This is a genomic window from Arenimonas sp. SCN 70-307, assembly GCF_001724815.1.
Classification (GTDB): domain Bacteria; phylum Pseudomonadota; class Gammaproteobacteria; order Xanthomonadales; family Xanthomonadaceae; genus Arenimonas.
Genome location: NZ_MEDO01000014.1, coordinates 469,610 through 486,372, shown reverse-complemented (window position 1 = coordinate 486,372; position 16,763 = coordinate 469,610). Strand labels below are relative to the sequence as shown.

The 16,763-nt window shown below is 70.7% G+C and carries 21 protein-coding genes, 1 tRNA gene and 1 other RNA gene; 10 read left to right on the top strand and 13 right to left on the bottom strand.

Going from position 1 to position 16,763, the window contains the following annotated elements:
• Genes ABS41_RS08585 through ABS41_RS08575 form a run of 3 tightly spaced genes read left to right on the top strand, consistent with a single transcriptional unit; the run spans position 1 to position 1,807 of the window.
• Entirely contained in the window at positions 1 to 357 is a 357-nt protein-coding gene (locus ABS41_RS08585) for an antibiotic biosynthesis monooxygenase (RefSeq protein WP_290592918.1), read from the top strand.
• The gene (gene trpC, locus ABS41_RS08580) at positions 354 to 1,142 is read left to right on the top strand and encodes an indole-3-glycerol phosphate synthase TrpC (RefSeq protein WP_290592916.1); all 789 of its coding nucleotides are present in this window, start codon (positions 354 to 356) and stop codon (positions 1,140 to 1,142) included. The genes ABS41_RS08585 and trpC overlap by 4 nt, the downstream gene beginning before the upstream one ends.
• 2 nt (positions 1,143 to 1,144) lie before the next feature.
• A complete protein-coding gene (locus tag ABS41_RS08575) occupies positions 1,145 to 1,807 on the top strand; it encodes a haloacid dehalogenase-like hydrolase (RefSeq protein WP_290592914.1) in 663 nt (220 codons plus the stop codon).
• On the opposite strand, the gene ABS41_RS08570 is transcribed toward ABS41_RS08575, so the two are convergent.
• Both ABS41_RS08570 and crp read right to left on the bottom strand, forming a co-directional pair.
• Positions 1,804 to 2,262 carry a GNAT family N-acetyltransferase gene (locus ABS41_RS08570; protein WP_290592912.1) on the bottom strand — a complete coding sequence of 153 codons (459 nt, stop codon included), beginning with the start codon at positions 2,260 to 2,262 and terminating at the stop codon, positions 1,804 to 1,806. The two genes, ABS41_RS08575 and ABS41_RS08570, sit on opposite strands and share 4 nt — an antisense overlap.
• Positions 2,263 to 2,265: 3 nt before the next feature.
• Positions 2,266 to 2,961: a cAMP-activated global transcriptional regulator CRP gene (gene crp, locus ABS41_RS08565; protein ID WP_290592910.1), complete on the bottom strand. Its 696-nt coding sequence runs from the start codon at positions 2,959 to 2,961 to the stop codon at positions 2,266 to 2,268.
• A 158-nt stretch (positions 2,962 to 3,119) separates the two neighbouring features.
• Between crp and speD the strand changes: the two genes are divergently transcribed.
• Complete coding sequence (gene speD, locus ABS41_RS08560) at positions 3,120 to 3,914, top strand: adenosylmethionine decarboxylase (RefSeq protein WP_290592908.1); 795 nt, start codon at positions 3,120 to 3,122, stop codon at positions 3,912 to 3,914.
• Positions 3,915 to 3,965: 51 nt separating this feature from the next.
• Here speD and coq7 read toward each other — a convergent pair whose 3' ends face one another.
• Together coq7 and ABS41_RS08550 are read right to left on the bottom strand one after the other, a co-directional pair.
• Positions 3,966 to 4,610: a 2-polyprenyl-3-methyl-6-methoxy-1,4-benzoquinone monooxygenase gene (gene coq7 / locus ABS41_RS08555; RefSeq protein WP_290592906.1), complete on the bottom strand. Its 645-nt coding sequence runs from the start codon at positions 4,608 to 4,610 to the stop codon at positions 3,966 to 3,968.
• Complete coding sequence (locus ABS41_RS08550) at positions 4,607 to 5,770, bottom strand: (Fe-S)-binding protein (RefSeq protein WP_290592904.1); 1,164 nt, start codon at positions 5,768 to 5,770, stop codon at positions 4,607 to 4,609. Before ABS41_RS08550 ends, coq7 begins: the two co-directional genes overlap by 4 nt.
• Positions 5,771 to 5,869: 99 nt before the next feature.
• On the opposite strand from ABS41_RS08550, the gene rplM reads away from it, so the two are divergent.
• The 4 genes from rplM to ABS41_RS08530 all read left to right on the top strand — a co-directional run bounded on the left by rplM (position 5,870) and on the right by ABS41_RS08530 (position 7,984).
• A complete protein-coding gene (gene rplM, locus ABS41_RS08545) occupies positions 5,870 to 6,310 on the top strand; it encodes a 50S ribosomal protein L13 (RefSeq protein WP_290592902.1) in 441 nt (146 codons plus the stop codon).
• A gap of 9 nt (positions 6,311 to 6,319) precedes the next feature.
• Positions 6,320 to 6,712 carry a 30S ribosomal protein S9 gene (rpsI, locus tag ABS41_RS08540; protein ID WP_290592900.1) on the top strand — a complete coding sequence of 131 codons (393 nt, stop codon included), beginning with the start codon at positions 6,320 to 6,322 and terminating at the stop codon, positions 6,710 to 6,712.
• 30 nt (positions 6,713 to 6,742) lie between these two features.
• Positions 6,743 to 6,816: transfer RNA gene (locus ABS41_RS08535), tRNA-Gln, on the top strand.
• Positions 6,817 to 6,925: 109 nt separating this feature from the next.
• Positions 6,926 to 7,984 (top strand): cyclic nucleotide-binding domain-containing protein, encoded by a 1,059-nt coding sequence (locus tag ABS41_RS08530; protein WP_290592897.1) that lies wholly within the window; start codon positions 6,926 to 6,928, stop codon positions 7,982 to 7,984.
• A 52-nt stretch (positions 7,985 to 8,036) separates the two neighbouring features.
• Here the strand turns inward: ABS41_RS08530 and rpiA are convergent, their stop codons facing one another.
• From rpiA to ABS41_RS08495, 7 genes are all read right to left on the bottom strand, one after another.
• Positions 8,037 to 8,702 (bottom strand): ribose-5-phosphate isomerase RpiA, encoded by a 666-nt coding sequence (gene rpiA / locus ABS41_RS08525; RefSeq protein ID WP_290592895.1) that lies wholly within the window; start codon positions 8,700 to 8,702, stop codon positions 8,037 to 8,039.
• A gap of 5 nt (positions 8,703 to 8,707) precedes the next feature.
• Entirely contained in the window at positions 8,708 to 9,172 is a 465-nt protein-coding gene (locus ABS41_RS08520; protein WP_290592893.1) for an EVE domain-containing protein, read from the bottom strand.
• Positions 9,172 to 9,753 (bottom strand): 5-formyltetrahydrofolate cyclo-ligase, encoded by a 582-nt coding sequence (locus tag ABS41_RS08515; RefSeq protein ID WP_290592890.1) that lies wholly within the window; start codon positions 9,751 to 9,753, stop codon positions 9,172 to 9,174. Before ABS41_RS08515 ends, ABS41_RS08520 begins: the two co-directional genes overlap by 1 nt.
• A gap of 3 nt (positions 9,754 to 9,756) precedes the next feature.
• Positions 9,757 to 9,941, bottom strand: a non-coding RNA gene (ssrS, locus tag ABS41_RS08510) — 6S RNA.
• Between the two features lie 41 nt (positions 9,942 to 9,982).
• Entirely contained in the window at positions 9,983 to 10,276 is a 294-nt protein-coding gene (locus ABS41_RS08505) for a cell division protein ZapA (RefSeq protein WP_290592888.1), read from the bottom strand.
• Entirely contained in the window at positions 10,273 to 10,494 is a 222-nt protein-coding gene (locus tag ABS41_RS08500; RefSeq protein ID WP_290592886.1) for a TIGR02449 family protein, read from the bottom strand. The genes ABS41_RS08505 and ABS41_RS08500 overlap by 4 nt, the downstream gene beginning before the upstream one ends.
• Before the next feature lie 32 nt (positions 10,495 to 10,526).
• The gene (locus tag ABS41_RS08495) at positions 10,527 to 12,734 is read right to left on the bottom strand and encodes a GGDEF domain-containing phosphodiesterase (protein ID WP_290592884.1); all 2,208 of its coding nucleotides are present in this window, start codon (positions 12,732 to 12,734) and stop codon (positions 10,527 to 10,529) included.
• A 219-nt stretch (positions 12,735 to 12,953) separates the two neighbouring features.
• On the opposite strand from ABS41_RS08495, the gene ABS41_RS08490 reads away from it, so the two are divergent.
• Together ABS41_RS08490 and ABS41_RS08485 are read left to right on the top strand one after the other, a co-directional pair.
• Positions 12,954 to 13,505, top strand: coding sequence for a UPF0149 family protein (locus ABS41_RS08490; protein WP_290592882.1), 552 nt, complete (start codon positions 12,954 to 12,956; stop codon positions 13,503 to 13,505).
• A 7-nt stretch (positions 13,506 to 13,512) separates the two neighbouring features.
• Positions 13,513 to 14,823: an aminopeptidase P N-terminal domain-containing protein gene (locus tag ABS41_RS08485; protein ID WP_290592880.1), complete on the top strand. Its 1,311-nt coding sequence runs from the start codon at positions 13,513 to 13,515 to the stop codon at positions 14,821 to 14,823.
• Between the two features lie 8 nt (positions 14,824 to 14,831).
• Here the strand turns inward: ABS41_RS08485 and ABS41_RS08480 are convergent, their stop codons facing one another.
• Together ABS41_RS08480 and ABS41_RS08475 are read right to left on the bottom strand one after the other, a co-directional pair.
• Entirely contained in the window at positions 14,832 to 15,257 is a 426-nt protein-coding gene (locus ABS41_RS08480) for a DNA polymerase III subunit chi (protein ID WP_290592878.1), read from the bottom strand.
• A gap of 1 nt (position 15,258) precedes the next feature.
• A complete protein-coding gene (locus ABS41_RS08475) occupies positions 15,259 to 16,731 on the bottom strand; it encodes a leucyl aminopeptidase (protein ID WP_290592877.1) in 1,473 nt (490 codons plus the stop codon).
• Between the last annotated feature and the right edge of the window lie 32 nt (positions 16,732 to 16,763).

Here is a 16,763-nt window from a genome sequence, read left to right as displayed (position 1 = left end):
ATGAACGCCGATCGTTTCGCCAGCACCCCGAAGCCGCCGTACTACGCGGTGATCTTCGCCAACCAGCGCACTCCGGCCGACCCGGACGGCTACGGCCGCGCCGCCGACCGCATGGTCGAGCTGGCCGCCACCCAGCCGGGCTTCCTGGGCATCGAAAGCACCCGCGACGCCGGCGGCTTCGGCATCACCGTCAGCTACTGGGAGAGCGAGGCCGCCATTGCGGCCTGGCGCGCCCATGCCGAACACAGCGATGCCCGCCGCCAGGGCCGCGAGCGCTGGTACGAACACTTCGAACTGCGCGTGGCGAAAGTCGAGCGCGCTTACGGCGGACCGGCCATGGCGGGGGAGGGCGCGTGAGCGACGTGCTGCAGAAGATCATCGCCCGCAAGGTCGGGGAAGTGGCCGAGCGCTCGGCGCGCGTGCCGCTGGCCGAGCTCGTCGCCCGCCAGGCCGAGGCACCGGCGGTGCGCGGCTTCGCCGCCGCGCTGCAGGCGAAGGTCGCCGCCGGCCTGCCGGCGGTCATCGCCGAGGTCAAGAAGGCCAGCCCCAGCAAGGGCGTCATCCGCCCGGATTTCCACCCGGCCGAGATCGCCGCCAGCTACGAGCGCGGCGGCGCCGCCTGCCTGTCGGTGCTCACCGACGTGGACTTCTTCCAGGGTGCCGACGCCTACCTGCAGCAGGCCCGTGCGGCCTGCTCGCTGCCGGTGCTGCGCAAGGACTTCACCATCGATCCGTACCAGGTGCACGAAGCCCGCGTGCTCGGCGCCGACTGCGTGCTGCTGATCGTCGCCGCGCTCGATGACGGGCAGCTGGCGCGGCTGTCAAACCTGGCCCTGGAGCTGGGCATGGACGTGCTGGTGGAAGTGCACGACATGGACGAGCTCGAGCGCGCGCTGCAGGTCGGCGCGCCGCTGCTGGGCATCAACAACCGCAGCCTGCGCACCTTCGAGGTCTCGCTCGACACCACGCTGGCGCTCAAGCCGGCGGTGCCGGCCGACCGGCTGCTGGTGACCGAAAGCGGCATCGCGACCCGCGAGGACGTCGCCCGCATGCGCGGCAACGACGTGCACGCCTTCCTCGTGGGCGAGAGCTTCATGCGCGCCCCGGACCCGGGCGCCGAGCTGGCGCGGCTGTTCGGCTGAGCATGCCCGGCCGCGCCGCCACCGTCCTGTTCGACTTCGACGGAACGCTGGTGCGCGGCGACTGCGCGGCCGCCTGGCTGCGCGAACTGCTGCTCAGCCACCCGCTGCGTCGCCTGGCCGCCGGCGTCAGCTTTCCCGTGCTCAAGCCGGCCTTCGGCTGGTGGCGCGTGGCCTGGCTGCCGGCCAGCTTCTACACCTGGCTGGCCACGGTGGGCCGCACCGACGAGGCCCTGGCCGAAGCCCGCGAGGATTTCCTGCGCGGTTGCGCCGCCCGGCGCGAACAGCTGCTGATCACCCCGGCGGTGCTGCGCCTGCATGCCCACCTGGCCGCCGGCGACGAGGTGGTCATCGTCACGGGCGCCGAAGCCGGCCTGGCGCGGGCGCTCTGGCGGGCGCTGGGCCAGCCGGACGTGCCGGTGGTGGGCTCGAGCGTGCGCCCGGCCCTGGGCGGCTACATCGGCGCCGAGCACACCGTGGGCCCGCGCAAGCTGGTGGCGCTGGAGCGCCAGGGCATCCGGCCGCCCTTCGCGGCGGTCTATTCCGACAGCGCCATCGACCTGCCGCTGCTGTGCGAGACGGCCCGCCCCGTGCTGGTGCGCCCGGATGCCCGCAGCCTGGCCGCGGTCCACAAGCGCCTGCGCGGCGCCTTCGAAACCCTTCTCTAATCGCCCAGGCGGCGCAGGAAGCGCAGCGCGCCTTCCTCGTAGCCGCAGGCGCGGTAGAAGGCGTGGGCTTCGCCGCGCTGCACGCCCGAGGTGAGCTCCACGCGCGCCGCGCCGGCCTGGCGGGCGCGCTGCTCGGCCTCGCGCAGCAGGCGCCGGCCGATGCCGCGGCGCTGCTCGCCGCCGGCCACGGCCAGGGCCGTGATGCGGCAGGTGGGGCCGCCCAGCGGCAGGTAGTAGCGGATGTCGAGCGCCAGCAGGCCGACCAGGCAGCCGTGGCGGTCGGCGACCAGCACCTGCTGGCCGGCCTCCTCGGCCACGGCGCGCAGGCGCGCGGCGGCCTCGTCGCGGTCGCAGGGATAACCCAGCAGGGTCAGCAGGCTGGCGACGCCGGTGGCGTCCTGCGCGGCCGCCGGACGCACCAGCAAGGTGTCGCGGCCGGACGCCAGGCTGCCCACGGCTCAGCGCGTGCCGTAGACGACGACGGTCTTGCCGCGGGCGTGCAGCACGCCCTGCTCCTGCAGCTGCTTGAGCACGCGGCCGGCCATCTCGCGGCTGCAGCCGACGATGCGGGCCAGCTCCTGGCGCGAGACGCGGATCTGGGTGCCCTGCGGGTGCGAGAGCGCGTCGGGTTCCTGGCACAGGTCGTGCAGCGTGCGCACGATGCGGCCGGTCACGTCCATGAAGGCCAGGCGGCTGGCCTTGCGGCTGGTGTCGAGCAGGCGCTTGGACAGCTGCAGCCCGATGGCGTAGAGGATGCGCGGGCACTCGGCCTGCAGCGGGCCGGCGAAGAGCTGCAGCAGGCGGTCGTAGTTGATTTCGGCCAGTTCGCAGGCGGCGCGGGTGCGCACCACGACGGCGCGGGCGTCGGCGGCGAAGAACAGGCCCATTTCGCCGATGAATTCGCCGGCGTTGACGTAGCCCAGCACCAGTTCGCGGCCGTCGGCTTCCTCGCTGATGACGCTCAGCGAGCCGCTGACCACGTAGTACAGGGAGCTGGCCGGGGAGCCGGGCCGGAACACGTCGGTGCGGGAGGAGTAGCGCCGGCGGTGGCAGTGGTCGAGGAACCGGTTCATGGTCGCGGCGTCGGGCGCCAGCGGGCTGTTGACCGGTTTCGGCGGCTGGATCGCGAAGGGCGAGTTGCTGTCCTGCGCCATGTCGGGCCTCGGTTGTCCTTGAAGCGTTCAGCTTAGGCCGGCAGGGCCGGCGGGGCAATGCTCGGGGCCCCCGGGGCGGCCAAGGTTTCCCCGGGGGGACGGATGCCCCATAATGCGCCCCCTCCGCTGCACCCCCCTCCTCACACGGGAACGCCATCGTGGTCAAGCCGCTTCCGCGCCTCAGGCTCCAGGGTTTCAACAACCTGACCAAGGCCCTGAGCTTCAACATCTACGACGTCTGCTACGCGGTGAGCGAGGAGCAGCGACAGCGCTACATCGAATACATCGACGAGGCGTACAACGCCGAGCGCCTGACCCAGATCCTGACCGACGTGGCCGAGATCATCGGCGCCAACATCCTCAACGTGGCCCGCCAGGACTACGACCCGCAGGGTGCCTCGGTGACGATCCTCATTTCCGAGGAGCCGGTCATCGACAAGAAGGCGGCCGGCAAGGAGCTGATCTCCGACGCCGTGGTGGCCCACCTGGACAAGTCGCACATCACCGTGCACACCTATCCGGAAACCCACCCGCACAACGGCATCGCCACCTTCCGTGCCGACATCGACGTGGCGACCTGCGGCGTCATCTCGCCGCTCAAGGCCCTGAACTACCTGATCGAGTCCTTCGAGTCGGACATCGTGGTGATGGACTACCGCGTGCGCGGCTTCACCCGCGACGTGAAGGGCAAGAAGCACTACATCGACCACAAGATCAATTCGATCCAGGACTTCCTGTCCAAGCCGACCAAGCAGCGCTACGAGATGATCGACGTCAACGTGTACCAGGAAAACCTGTTCCACACGAAGATGCACCTCAAGGAGTTCGACCTCGACACCTACCTGTTCGAGGAGAAGGCCAAGAACCTCGGCTTCAAGGACCGCATGCGCATCGAGAACCAGCTCAAGCGCGAGATCGTCGAGCTCTTCAACGGCCACAACCTGGCCGACTGATAGGGGCTCGAGGCGCCTGCGAAAGCCCCCTGACAAGGGGGCTTTTTGTTTTCAGGCCCGGTAGGCGATGGCCTTCATGAGCTTCGAGGTGAGGGCCATCAGGCGCGGGATGGGCGGGGGCAGGGTGCGGGCGCCGGCGTCGAGGGCGTTGTCGGCGTGGCGGGCCTCGTCTTCCTTCATGGTGCGCAGGATGGCGCGGCTGCGCTCGTCGCCCGGCGGCAGGGTTTCGAGGTGTTCCTCGAGGTGGGCCTCGACCTGGCGTTCGGTCTCGACCACGAAGCCCAGGTTCCAGCCGTCGCCGCGCAGGCCCGCGGCCAGGCCGATGGCATAGCTGCCGGCGTACCAGAGCGGGTTGAACAGGCTGGGGCGGCTGTCGAGTTCCTCCAGCCGGTCGGCGCACCAGGCCAGGTGGTCGTTCTCTTCCTGCGCCGCGTGGTGCAGGTGCTCGCGCGTGGCGTCGTCGCGCGCCACCGCCGCCTGGCCCAGGTATAGCGCCTGCGCGCAGACCTCGCCGGTGTGGTTGATGCGCATCAGGCCGGCGGCGTGGCGGCGCTGGGCGTCGTCGAGCGCCGGGTCGCGCAGCGTGCCGGCCGGGTTGGGCCGCTCGGCGCGGGCCCGGCCCAGGCTGGTGCCGAGGGCGTGCTGGGCCTCGATGATCAGGCGGTCGAGGGGGCTGAAATGGCGGGTCGCGTTCATGCCAGGTGCTCGGCGAGGAAGTCGAGGGGGTGCCGGATGCGGATTGTAGTTCCGCCGGCGAGATGAAGGCGGCAACCGATGTTGGCCGACAGCAGTTCGCGGGCCCCGCTGGCCTCGAGGGCCTCGATCAGCGGCGCGCGCAGCGCGGCCGCGCGTACTGGTTCCGCCAGCTGGTGCAGGCCCGCGGCCCCGCAGCAGCCGGTGTCCGGGAGCTCCACCAGGTCCAGGCCCGGCACGCGGGCCAGCAGGCGCCGCAGCGCGCCGTCGCTGCGCACCACGCTGCGCTGGGTGCAGGGCAGGTGCAGGGCGACGCGGTGGCTGGCCGGGCGGAAGGCCAGGCGGTCGGCGACCCGCTCCAGCGCCAGCAGGGCGTCCTCGACCGGGGTCACGCCCGCCAGCGAGCGGGCCAGCGTGTCCTGGCAGCCGCTGGCCAGGCACAGCACCCGGGCCTGGCCGGCGAAGGCCGTCTGGTTGGCCCCGGCCAGCGCCCGGGCGCCCGCGGCGTCGCCGGCATGGGCCGCGGCGGCACCGCAGCAGCCCTGGCCGGCGGGCTCGGTGGTGGCGATGCCGGCCGAGGCAAGCAGCCGGGCGAGCGCGGCGCGGCTGCCGGCCTCGTGCGGGCGGGCGATGCAGCCGGTGAATACCGCCAGCGTTTCGGCGGCGGCCGGCAGGGCCGGTCCGGGGCCGATGCCGGGCGCGGCGGGCGGCGGCACCGGCTGCCAGCCGGCCGGCAGCCAGCGGCCCAGGAGGCGCTGCAGGCGCACCAACCCGCCCAGCAGCCGCGGCCGGGCCAGCAGGGCCAGCGCGGCCCGGGTCCGGGCAGGCAGGGGACGGCGGCGGGCCTGTTCGGTGCGTGCGCCCACGAGCAGTTCGCCGTAGCGCACGCCGGCCGGGCAGGCCGATTCGCAGCGGCGGCAGCCCAGGCAGTGGTCGAGGTGGGCGTCGCCCGCCGCGCTGGCCGCCAGCTGGCCCGAGGCCACGGCACGCACGTAGGCGATGCGGCCCCGGGGCGATTCGGCCTCGTTGCGGTCAAGCCGGTAGGTGGGACAATGCGGCAGGCACAGACCGCACTGCACGCAGCGGTCGGCCAGGGCCGCGAGGGGCGTCGCGGCGGGCGTCCGGGCGGACTCGGGGCGGGCCGGGGGCGACGGGGCGGGCATGGCCGGATGCTAACACGGGGTTAAAACCGGGCTTGCGCGAGCCGGGAAGGGCCGCTATCATTCCGCCTCTTTCCACCCCGATTTCTATTTGGAGCCGTCATGAAGTCCATGACCGTCAGCGCCAAGCCGGAGACCGTCAAGCAGGACTGGTACGTCGTCGACGCCAGCGGCAAGACGCTTGGTCGCCTGTGCTCGGAGCTCGCTCGCCGCCTCCGCGGCAAGCACAAGCCGGAGTACACCCCGCACGTCGATACCGGCGACTACATCGTCGTTATCAACGCGGAGAAGATTGCCGTCACCGGCAACAAGCTCCAGGACAAGAAGTACCACCGCTTCACCGGCTACGTCGGCAACCTGAAGACCGAGACCCTCGGCCAGGCCCTCGACGCCCATCCGGAGCGCGTGATCGAGACCGGCGTCAAGGGCATGCTGCCCAAGAATCCGCTCGGCCGCGCCATGTTCAAGAAGCTCAAGGTGTACAAGGGCTCCGAGCATCCGCACACCGCCCAGCAGCCGCAGGCGCTGGACTTCAAGGCTTAAGGTAATCCCATGGCTACCCAGCAGAACTACGGCACCGGCCGTCGCAAGTCCTCCACCGCCCGCGTGTTCCTGCGCTCGGGCAGCGGCAACATCGTCGTCAATGGCCGTCCGGTGGACGAGTTCTTTGGCCGCGAGACCTCGCGCATGATCGTGCGCCAGCCGCTGGAACTGACCCAGATGGTCGAGAAGTTCGACATCAACGTCACGGTCGAGGGCGGTGGCATCACCGGCCAGGCCGGCGCCATCCGCCTGGGCATCGCCCGCGCGCTGGTCGAGTACAACGAGTCGCTCAAGCCGGAGCTGCGCAAGGCCGGCCTGATGACCCGCGACGCCCGCGAAGTCGAGCGCAAGAAGGTCGGCCTGCACAAGGCCCGCCGCGCCACCCAGTTCTCGAAGCGCTAATCGTTTCGTAAACTGGCGCGGTCCCGGAATTGGGGGATCGTCTAATGGTAGGACTGCAGACTCTGACTCTGCCTATCTAGGTTCGAATCCTAGTCCCCCAGCCAAAAACAGAAAGGCCCCCGAAAGGGGGCTTTTTTGTTTTTGGCCGGGGGCCCTCCTACAGTTTCCCGGCCGGCGGCGATAGACTCGGGCCATCCACCGCCGGAGCCGCCCATGCCCGTTCCCGTCACCGAACTCGCCCGCCTGTTCCCGCTCGAGTCGCTGCGCCAGGAGACCCGCGAGCAGCTGGCCCGCGAGGCCGTGCTGGCGGAGTACGGCCGTAATGAAAATGTGTTCGAGGCCGGCGACCTCGACGAGGACACGATCTACCTGCTCGATGGCGAGCTGCGCTGCGCCTATCCCGACGGCCGCAACGTGGCCCACATCGCCACCGCCCCGCATGGCCGCTATTCGCTCAACGATGCCGTGCCGCGCCGGTTCACCGCCAAGGTGGTGTCCTCGCGCGCCAAGGTGATGCGCATCGACCGCCGCTACCTGGAGAAGCTGATCACCTGGGACCAGCTCAGCCGCGACGAGAACTACCGCCACTTCGGCAGCGCCGCCGGCGGCAACGACTGGGTGTTCCGCCTGTTGCGCGCGCCGGCCTTCGCCCGCCTGCCCACGGGCAACATCGAGAAGATGTTCCAGCTCTTCGAGCCGGTGGCGGTAAAGCCCAGCGAGATCGTGATGCGCGAGGGCGACCCGGCCGACTATTTCTACGTGGTGCGCTCGGGCACGGCCTCGGTGTCGAAGTACCTCGACGGGGCGCCGCAGGTGGTGGCCTACCTGCGCGAGGGCGACACCTTCGGCGAGGACGCGCTGCTGTCGAACCTGCCGCGCAACGCCACCGTGCGCATGATGCAGGGCGGCCAGCTGATGCGCCTGTCGCGCGAGGCCTTCGAGGCGGTGCTCAAGCCGCCCATGCTGTCGTGGGTGCTGCCGGCCGACGCGGCCAGGCTGGTGCAGCAGGGCGCGGCCCTGCTCGACGTGCGAATGCCCGAGGAACACGCCCAGCGCGCCATCGACGGCTCGGTGAACGTGCCGCTCTACCGGCTGCGCGAGGACGTGGGCAGCGTGCTCGAGCCCGGCAGCCGGGTGGTCGTGTACTGCAACACCGGCGAGCGTTCGGCCGCCGCGGCCTTCGTGCTCAAGCGCCTGGGCTACGAGGTGAGCGCGCTGCACGGTGGCCTGGGCGCGATGTTGCGCCTGCTGGCGGCCCAGGCCCCGGCCTGAATCGAAGGAACCAGGTTGGTTTTACGCGTGGAGATGGCGGGCCGATCCAGCGTCAGTCGGGCGTAAAACCAACCCGGTTCCTGACCTTGCCGCCGATGATGACCTCGTCCGCCGGGCGCGCCGCGAACAGGCCGCAGGTGACCACGCCCGGGATCTGGTTGATCTTCGCTTCCAGCGCCACCGGGTCGGCGATGCGCCAGTGGTGCACGTCCAGGATCCAGTTGCCGTTGTCGGTGACCACGCCCTCGCGCCACACCGGCTGCCCGCCCAGGGCCACCAGCGCCCGGCCGACCAGGCTGCGCGCCATCGGGATCACTTCCACCGGCACCGGGAAGGCGCCCAGCAGCTCGACCTGCTTGGCTTCGTCGATGATGCAGACGAAGCGCTCGGAGGCCTGGGCGATGATCTTCTCGCGCGTGAGCGCCGCGCCGCCGCCCTTGATCAGGCGGTTGTGCGGGTCGCACTCGTCGGCGCCGTCCACGTAGAGCTTCAGCGGCCCGACCGCGTTGAGGTCGAGCACCGCGATGCCGTGCGACTGCAGCTGGCGCGTGCTCTGCTCCGAGCTCGACACCGCACCCTCGATGCGGCCCTTCATGCGGGCCAGGCCATCGATGAAGAAAGCCACGGTGGAGCCGGTGCCGACGCCGACGACGGTGCCGTCCTCGACGTATTCCAGGGCCTTCTCGGCGGCCAGTTTCTTCTGTTCGTCGCGGGACACGGCGCTTACTCCATCGAAAGGATGCGTTTGAACTGGCTGGCGCCCACCGGCAGCACCGAGAGGCGGTTGCCGCGGCGGAGCAGGGCGAAGTCGCCGAACTCGTCGGCGCGCGCCTTCAGGTCCTCCAGCGACACGGTGCGCCTGAACTTGCGCACGAAGCGCACGTCCACCAGCCACCAGCGCGGTTCTTCGCGCGAACTCTTGGGGTCGTGGTAGTCGGACTTGCGGTCGAACTGGGTCGGGTCCGGGTAGGGCGCCGAGGCCACTTCGGCCAGGCCGACCACGCCGGGCACGGCGCAATTGGAGTGGTAGAACAGGATCGGGTCGCCGACCTTCATGTCCTTGAGCATGTAATTGCGTGCCTGGTAGTTGCGCACGCCGGTCCAGGGCTCGGTGACCACGCGCTCGAGCGCGTCGATCGAGAACTCGTCGGGTTCGGATTTCATCAGCCAGTGTTTCATGGCCGGCATTATCGCCCGAACGACAGCCACTCGCGCTCGGTGGCCAGCGCGTCCAGGCCCACGTCCCAGGCTTCGGCGGCCAGCGCCGGCACTTCCTGGCAGCCGTAGGCCACGCCAACCAGCCAGGGCGGGCCGGGCCGTTCGCGGCGGAAGGCGAAACTGCGGTCGTAATAGCCGCCGCCCATGCCGAGGCGGTTGCCGGCGCGATCGAAGCCGAGCAGCGGCACCAGCGCGAGCACCAGCTGCGACGGATCGAGGGTCGAGGACGGCGCCACCTCGGGCTCGGGGATGCCGTAGCGGTTGTTCACCAGCGGATCGCCGGGCCGCCAGGGCGCGAAGCGCAGCTGTTTGCCCGGCTGCAGCACCGGCAGGCACCAGACCTGGCCGGGCGCCAGCCGCAGCTGCACCGAATGCAGGGGCAACTCGCCGCCGACGGCCCAATAGCCGCCGACGTAGCCGGGTTGGCGAAGTTCCGGGCGGTCGGCCAGGCGACGGGCCACCGCGTCGGCGGCGGCCAGGCGTTCGCCGGGGGCGAGCGCGGCGCGGCGTGCCCGCAGCTGGCTGCGCAGTTCGGGGCGCGTCGCGTTCAAGGAAGAGCCTCCACCATGCCGATGCGTGCGAAACGACCTTGATCCCTGGGATCAAGTGGGTACCCGTGCCATCGCTTCAGGCTTTCCGCGACAGGGCGGACATGCACACCACTTTGGCAGCGGATTCCCGTGTCGTGTTTATGGGACAAGGCGAATGTTAGGCACGCTGTCGGACACGGCAGAGGACTGCTGCGGATTATAGGCCCGGCCGCGTAGGAAAACGTGAACCTCAGCGCGGCGCGTCGAACAGCCCGTCGAGCTTGCGGTTGAGTTCGCCCAGCACCTGGCCCAGTGCCTGGTCGCGCTGGTCGGCCTGCGCCTTGAGCTGCAGCAGCTCGTGCGCGAGGTTGAGCGCGGCCAGCACGGCCACGCGGTCGATGGCGGCCATGCGGTTGCCGCCGCGGATTTCGCGCATGCGCGCGTCCACGAGGTGCGCGGCGGCGGTGAGGCCCTCGCGTTCGCCCGGCCCGACGCCGACGGTGTATTCGCGGTCGAGGATCTTGACGTTGACCGGCTCGCTCACGCGTTGTGCTCCAGGGACTTGAGGCGGGCGATCATCGCCTCGACGCGCGAGCGGGCCTGCTCGTTCTTGTTCAGCAATTGCGCACGCTCGGCCACCAGCTGCTCCTGGCCCTGGCGCAGGCTGCGGTTTTCCTCCAGCAGGCGGCGGTGCTGGTCGGCCAGGCGCTCGAAGCGCTCGGCCAGGGCCTGGAGCTGGGCAATGGGGTCGTTCGGGCTCATCGCGGCCACCTTAGGCGGGGCGGGTCGGGGGGTCAATACGGCGCCGGGATGGCCGCCACCGTGCCGGGCTGCCAGCTGCGGATGAAGGCCAGGCAGCGGTGCGCGTCCAGCGGCGGCGACAGCCAGAAGCCCTGGATCTCGTCGCAGCCCTGCTCGCGCAGGTAGCTCAGCTGCTGCTCGCTCTCCACGCCCTCGGCGATCACGTTCAGGCCCAGCGAGTGGCCCATGGTGATGACCGTGGCGGTGATCGCCTCGTCGTCCGGGTCCTTGGTCAGGTCGCCGATGAATTCCTTGTCGATCTTTAGCGTGTCGATCGGCAGCCGCTTGAGGTAGACCAGCGAGGAATAACCGGTGCCGAAGTCGTCGATGGCCAGGGTGACGCCGATCTTGCGCAGCTCGTTGAGCACGTGCGTGGTCTGCTCGGCGTTCTGCATCACCATCGACTCGGTCACCTCCAGGTCGATGCGATTGGCCGGCACGCCCAGCTCGGCGATCAGCCGGCGCAGCTGCTCGGGCACGTTGCCGCGCAGCAGCTGCAGCACCGAGACGTTGATGCCGATCGAGATGTCGTTCAGGCCGTGGGCGCGCCAGCGCTTGAGGGTCTGCAGCGCCTCCGACAGCACCCAGTCGCCGATCTGCAGGATCAGGCCCGACTCCTCGGCCAGCGGCACGAACACCTGCGGCGGGATTTCGCCCAGCTCGGCGCTGTTCCAGCGCAGCAGCGACTCGACGCCGGTGATGCGGCCGTCGGCCAGGGCCATGCGCGGCTGGTAGACCAGGCGGAATTCGCCGCGGTCGAGCGCCTTGCGCAGCGAGGCCAGCACCGTCGCGCGCCGGCGCGACTCGGCGTCCATGGTCTCGTTGTAGATCTGGTAGGTGTTCCGGCCCTCGGCCTTGGCCTGGTACATGGCCGTGTCGGCGAACTTGAGCAGGTCGGTCGGCACCAGCGCGTGGTCGGGGTAGAGGCTGATGCCCAGCGAGGGCGTGATCGACACGTCGTGCCGCTCGTCCACCTCCAGCGGCATGGTGAAGGCGGTGAGGATCTCGCGCGCCATGCGCTCGACCGCCGGCAGCGACTCGACGTCCTCGAGCACCACCGTGAACTCGTCGCCGCCCAGGCGCGCGACCGTGTCGGACGCGCCCACCGTGGCCTGCAGGCGCGTGGCCGCGGCCTTGAGCAGGCGGTCGCCGGCGGCGTGGCCGAGCGAGTCGTTGATGTCCTTGAAGCGGTCGAGGTCGAGGAACAGCACCGCCACGCGGGTGTCCTGCCGGCGCGCGCGCACGATGGCGCGGCCCAGGCGCTCAGACAGCAAGGCGCGGTTGGGCAGGCCGGTGAGCGTGTCGTAGTTGGCCAGGTAGCGCAGTTCCTGCTCGGCGCGCTTCTTGTCGGTGATGTCGTTGACCACCGCCACGAAGTGGCTGCGCAGGCCCAGGGCGTCGCGCACTTCGCTCATCTCGATCCAGCCGAGGAACTCCTCGCCGTCCTTGCGCTTTTGCCACATCTCGCCGGCCCAGTGGCCGGTGCGCTCGAGCACGTCGCGCACGCGCCGGTAGAACTCGGCGCTGTGCTGGCTCGAATCGAGCAGGCGGCTGTTCTGGCCGATCACCTCTTCCTCGCTGTAGCCGGTGATGCGCGAGAAGGCCGGGTTGACCGAGATGAAGCGGAAGTCGAGGTCGATCACCGCCACCGCTTCGCTCATCGAGCGCAGCACCTCGAGCGCGACGCGGCGCTCGCGCTCGGCACGGCGGATGGCGGTGATGTCGCGGGCGGTGCCGGCCATGCGCAGCGGGTTGCCGGTTTCGTCGCGCTCGACCACCTTGCCGCGCGATCGCACCCACACCCACTCGCCGCGGGCGTTGCGGATGCGGTGTTCGGACTCGAAGGTGTCGGTGTGGCCGACGATGTGCTCCTGCAGGAGCTTCTGCACCCGCGGCAGGTCTTCGGGGTGGATGGACTGGGTGCGCCAGTCGTCGGTGCTGAGCTGCTCGCGGCTGCCCTGGCCCAGCAGCTGGTTGGCGCCCAGGCGGTAGAGGCTGTTGGCGGGGATGTTCCAGTCCCAGAACTCGTCGCCCGAGCCCCAGAGCGCCAGGTTCAGGCGCTCCTCGCGCTCGTGGATCTCGGCCAGCAGGGAGGTTTCCTGCTGCCGCCGGTGGGTCCAGACCCGCCACAGAAGCCAGCACAGGAACAGCGCGATGGCCAGCAGCACCAGCTGCACGATGCCGCTGCTGCCGATGCCCATGCCGCCGGGGGACTGCGCCGCGCAAAGGCCCGGGGCCCCGAGGACGGGGAGGATCCAGCCGGGGCCGGGGAGGCCAGCGCGATGTGCCGACAGCGTCATTGGCCCCGGTGGTTCCCTTTGATTCCCCTGAACACCACGAGTGTAGGGTGGCGCTAACATCGCCACAAGCGCTGTGCTTGCGCTTGCTAGACTATCCGGACCCCCAGCCCGGCCTTTCCGATGACCCCAGTCCCGCTGCCCGAGCACGCCCAGGTGGCCGCCGAACTCCAGGCCCTCGAGGCCTCGCTCGAGCCCTCGGAGCTGCATGGCTCCCTGTGCGGCTACGTTTCCGGCGGCGGCAAGCACGACCGGGTGGGCTGGTTCGCCGCGGTCATGTCCGACCCCCTGCTGGCCCCGCCGGCCGCCGAGGGCGCCCTGGACCAGCTCTACCAGGCCAGCACCGCCCAGCTCGAGAGCCCCGATTTCGGCTTCGAGCTGCTGCTGCCGTCCGAAGAGGCCCCGGTGGCCGAGCGCGGCGACGCCCTGCTGGCCTGGTGCCGCGGCTTCCTCGGCGGCTTCGGCCTGGCCGCCGGCGCCAGCCCGCCGCTGTCGGAGGACTCGAGCGAGGCCCTGGCCGACATGGCCCGCATCGCCGGCAGCGACCTGAGCTACGACGAGCCCGAGGCCGACGCCGAAGCCCTGGAGGAAGTGTCCGAGTTCGTGCGCGTGGCGGTGATGCTGCTGCACAGCGACTGCGTGCTCGGGCCCCGGCACCGCCGCAAGCTCAACTGAGGCACGCATGATCAAGCCGGCCGAGTTCGCCCGCCGCCGCAAGCAGCTGATGCGCATGGCCGACGAGGACGCCATCCTCATCCTGCCCAGCGCGCCCGAGCGCGTGCGCAGCCACGACACCCACTACCCGTACCGCCAGGACAGCGATTTCTGGTACCTCAGCGGCTTTCCCGAGCCCGAGGCGGTGCTGGTGCTGGTGCCCGGCCGCAAGCACGGCGAAGTGCTGCTGTTCTGTCGCGACCGGGACCCCGAGCGCGAGGCCTGGGACGGCCCGCGCGCCGGGCCCGAGGGCGCGGTGGAGGCCCATGGCGTCGACGACGCCTACCCGATCACCGACCTCGACGAGATCCTGCCCGGCCTGCTCGAGGGCCGTTCGCGGGTGTACTACCACTTCGGCCGCGACACCGAATTCGACCTCAAGCTCATCGGCTGGGTGAACCGGGTGCGTTCGCAGGTGCGCCATGGCGCGCAGCCGCCGCACGAATTCCTGGAGCTGGGCCACCTGCTGCACGAGCTGCGCCTGTTCAAGAGCCCGGCCGAGCTCAAGCTCATGCGGCATTCGGCCAACATCGCCGCCGAGGCCCAGCTGGCGGCCATGCGCGCCACCCGCGTCGGCGGCCGCGAGTACGAGGTCGAGGCGGCGCTGCAGTACACCTACCGCCGCCACAACGCGGTGGCGGCCTATGAGCCCATCGTCGGTGCCGGCGCCAATGGCTGCGTGCTGCACTACCGCGCCAACAATGCGCCGCTCAACGACGGCGAGCTGCTGCTTTGCGACGCCGGCGCCGAGTACGCGGGCTACGCCTCCGACATCACCCGCACCTGGCCGGTGAACGGGCGCTATTCGAAGGAGCAGCGCGCGCTGCACGAGGTGGTGCTGGCGGCGCAGGCGGCGGCGATGGAACAGGCGCGGCCGGGCCGGCCCTGGATCCTGGGCCACGAGGCGGCGGTGGAGGTGCTCACCGAGGGCCTGCTGTCGCTGGGCCTGCTCAAGGGCTCGCTCAAGTCGGCGCTGTCGTCGGGCGCCTACAAGAAGTTCTACATGCACAAGACCGGCCACTGGCTGGGCCTGGACGTGCACGACGTCGGCGAATACAAGGTCGCCGGCGACTACCGCGAGCTCGAGCCGGGCATGGTCTTCACCATCGAACCCGGTCTCTACATCGCCCCGGGCAGCAAGGGCGTGCCCGCCAGGTGGCAGGGCATCGGCATCCGCATCGAAGACGACGTCGCCATCACCAAGGACGGCCACGAAGTGCTGACCGGCGCCGTCCCCCGCGACACCGACGCCATCGAAGCGGTCCTCGCCACCCGCTGAGCGCGGGGTTACATGTCGTGCTTTTTTACTTCGAGGCCGAGCGACTGGTAGTGCTTCCAGCGCGCGCGCAGGGGGCCGCGGGCGGATTCGTCGGCGGGGACGACCTCGAGCACGCGCTCGAAGCCGGCGGGCACCGGTTCGTCGCGCAGGTTGAGCACCAGCGCGCGCATCGGCGGCGACTGTTCCGGCGGCGCGATCAGCACCTCCACCTCGTCCTCGTCCTCTTCCGCGCCGGCGATCTGGTGCGGCAGGAATTCGTCCGGATCGAAGGACCACAGCAGGTCGTCGAGTTCCTCGGCCTGGGCGGCCGAGGACGCCAGCACCAGCAGCGGCTGGCCGGCGTGCACGGCCTTGCGGGCCAGCTCGCACACCAGCAGCAGCGGCTGCTCGCGGAAGCGGGGCTTGCCGATCAGGTAGAAATCGGCGCGCGCCACGTCAGCCCGCCTGGTCGATCAGCCACTGCGCCAGCAGGCCCACCGGGCGGCCCGTGGCCAGGCCCTTGCGGCCTTCGGCGTTGGACACGCCGGCGATGTCCAGGTGCGCCCAGCGCTGGCCCTCGGTGAAGCGCGCCAGGAAGCAGCCGGCGGTGATGGCGCCGGCCGACTTGCCACCGATGTTGTAGACGTCGGCGAAACCCGACTCGAGCTGGCTCTGGTACTCGTCCCACAGCGGCAGGCGCCAGGCGCGGTCATGGACGTGCTCGCCGGCCGCCAGCAGCTCGCCGGCCAGGTCGTCGTGCTTGCTCATCAGGCCGGCGGCGTGCTTGCCCAGCGCGATGACGCAGGCGCCGGTCAGCGTGGCCACGTCCACCGTGGCCTGCGGCTCGTAGCGCTGCACGTAGGTGAGCGCGTCGCACAGGATCAGGCGACCCTCGGCGTCGGTGTTGCCGACCTCGATGGTCTTGCCCGACATCGAGGTCAGGATGTCGCTCGGGCGATAGGCATCGGCGTCGGGCATGTTCTCGACGGCCGGCACCACCATCACCACGTTCAGCGGCAGCTTCATGCGCGCGGCGGCCAGGAAGGCGCCGAACACGCCGGCCGCGCCGCACATGTCGAACTTCATTTCCTCGATGCCGCCCTGCACCTTGAGGTTGATGCCGCCGGTGTCGAAGGTGATGCCCTTGCCCACCAGCGCGTAGGGCTTGGCATCGCCGGCGCCGTTGTAGCGCAGCACCACCAGCTTGGGCGCGTTGGCCGAGCCGCGGCCGACGGCCAGCAGCGAGCCCATGCCGAGCTTCTCCATGTCGGCGCGTTCGAGCACTTCCACCGTGACGCCCTCGTTCTCGGCGGCGATGCGGCGGGCGGTGTCGGCCAGGTAGCCCGGGTTGCAGATGTTCGGCGGCAGGTTGCCCAGCTCGCGCGCCAGCTCGACGCCGGCGGCGATGGCGACGCCGCGCGCCAGTTCGTTCGCCAGGCCCGCGTCGGCGGCCACGTCCACGGACTTCAGGCCCTCGGGGTCCTTGGTGCTGCGGGTGTGCGTGTAGGCATAGGCCGCGTGGTCGGCGGCGACCACCGCCTGGCGCAGGTTCCAGGCCGCGTCGCGGCCGGCCACCGGCACTTCGGCCAGGGTGAGCAGGGCGCGGCGCACCGGGCCGCTGCGCAGCGCGCGCACGGCGTCACCGATGGCCTTGAGATAGGCCGGGGCGCCGAACTTGCCCGTTTCGCCCAGGCCGGCCACGAGCACGCGCGGCGCCTTCACGCCCGGCAGGTCGTGCAGCAGCGCGGTGCGGCCGGCCTTGCCCGACAGATCGCCGCGCGCCGCGAGGGCCGCCAGCTTGCCGCCGCTGGCGGCGTCGATGGCCTGGCCGGCGGGCGTGAAGCTGCCGTCGGCGAACAGGCCGACGATGACGCAATCATGGTCGGCAGTGGCGGAGTCGGGGCGGTTCAGGCGAAATTCGAGGCTCATGGTCGGGTCACCGTTACAATTCACAAACCCCG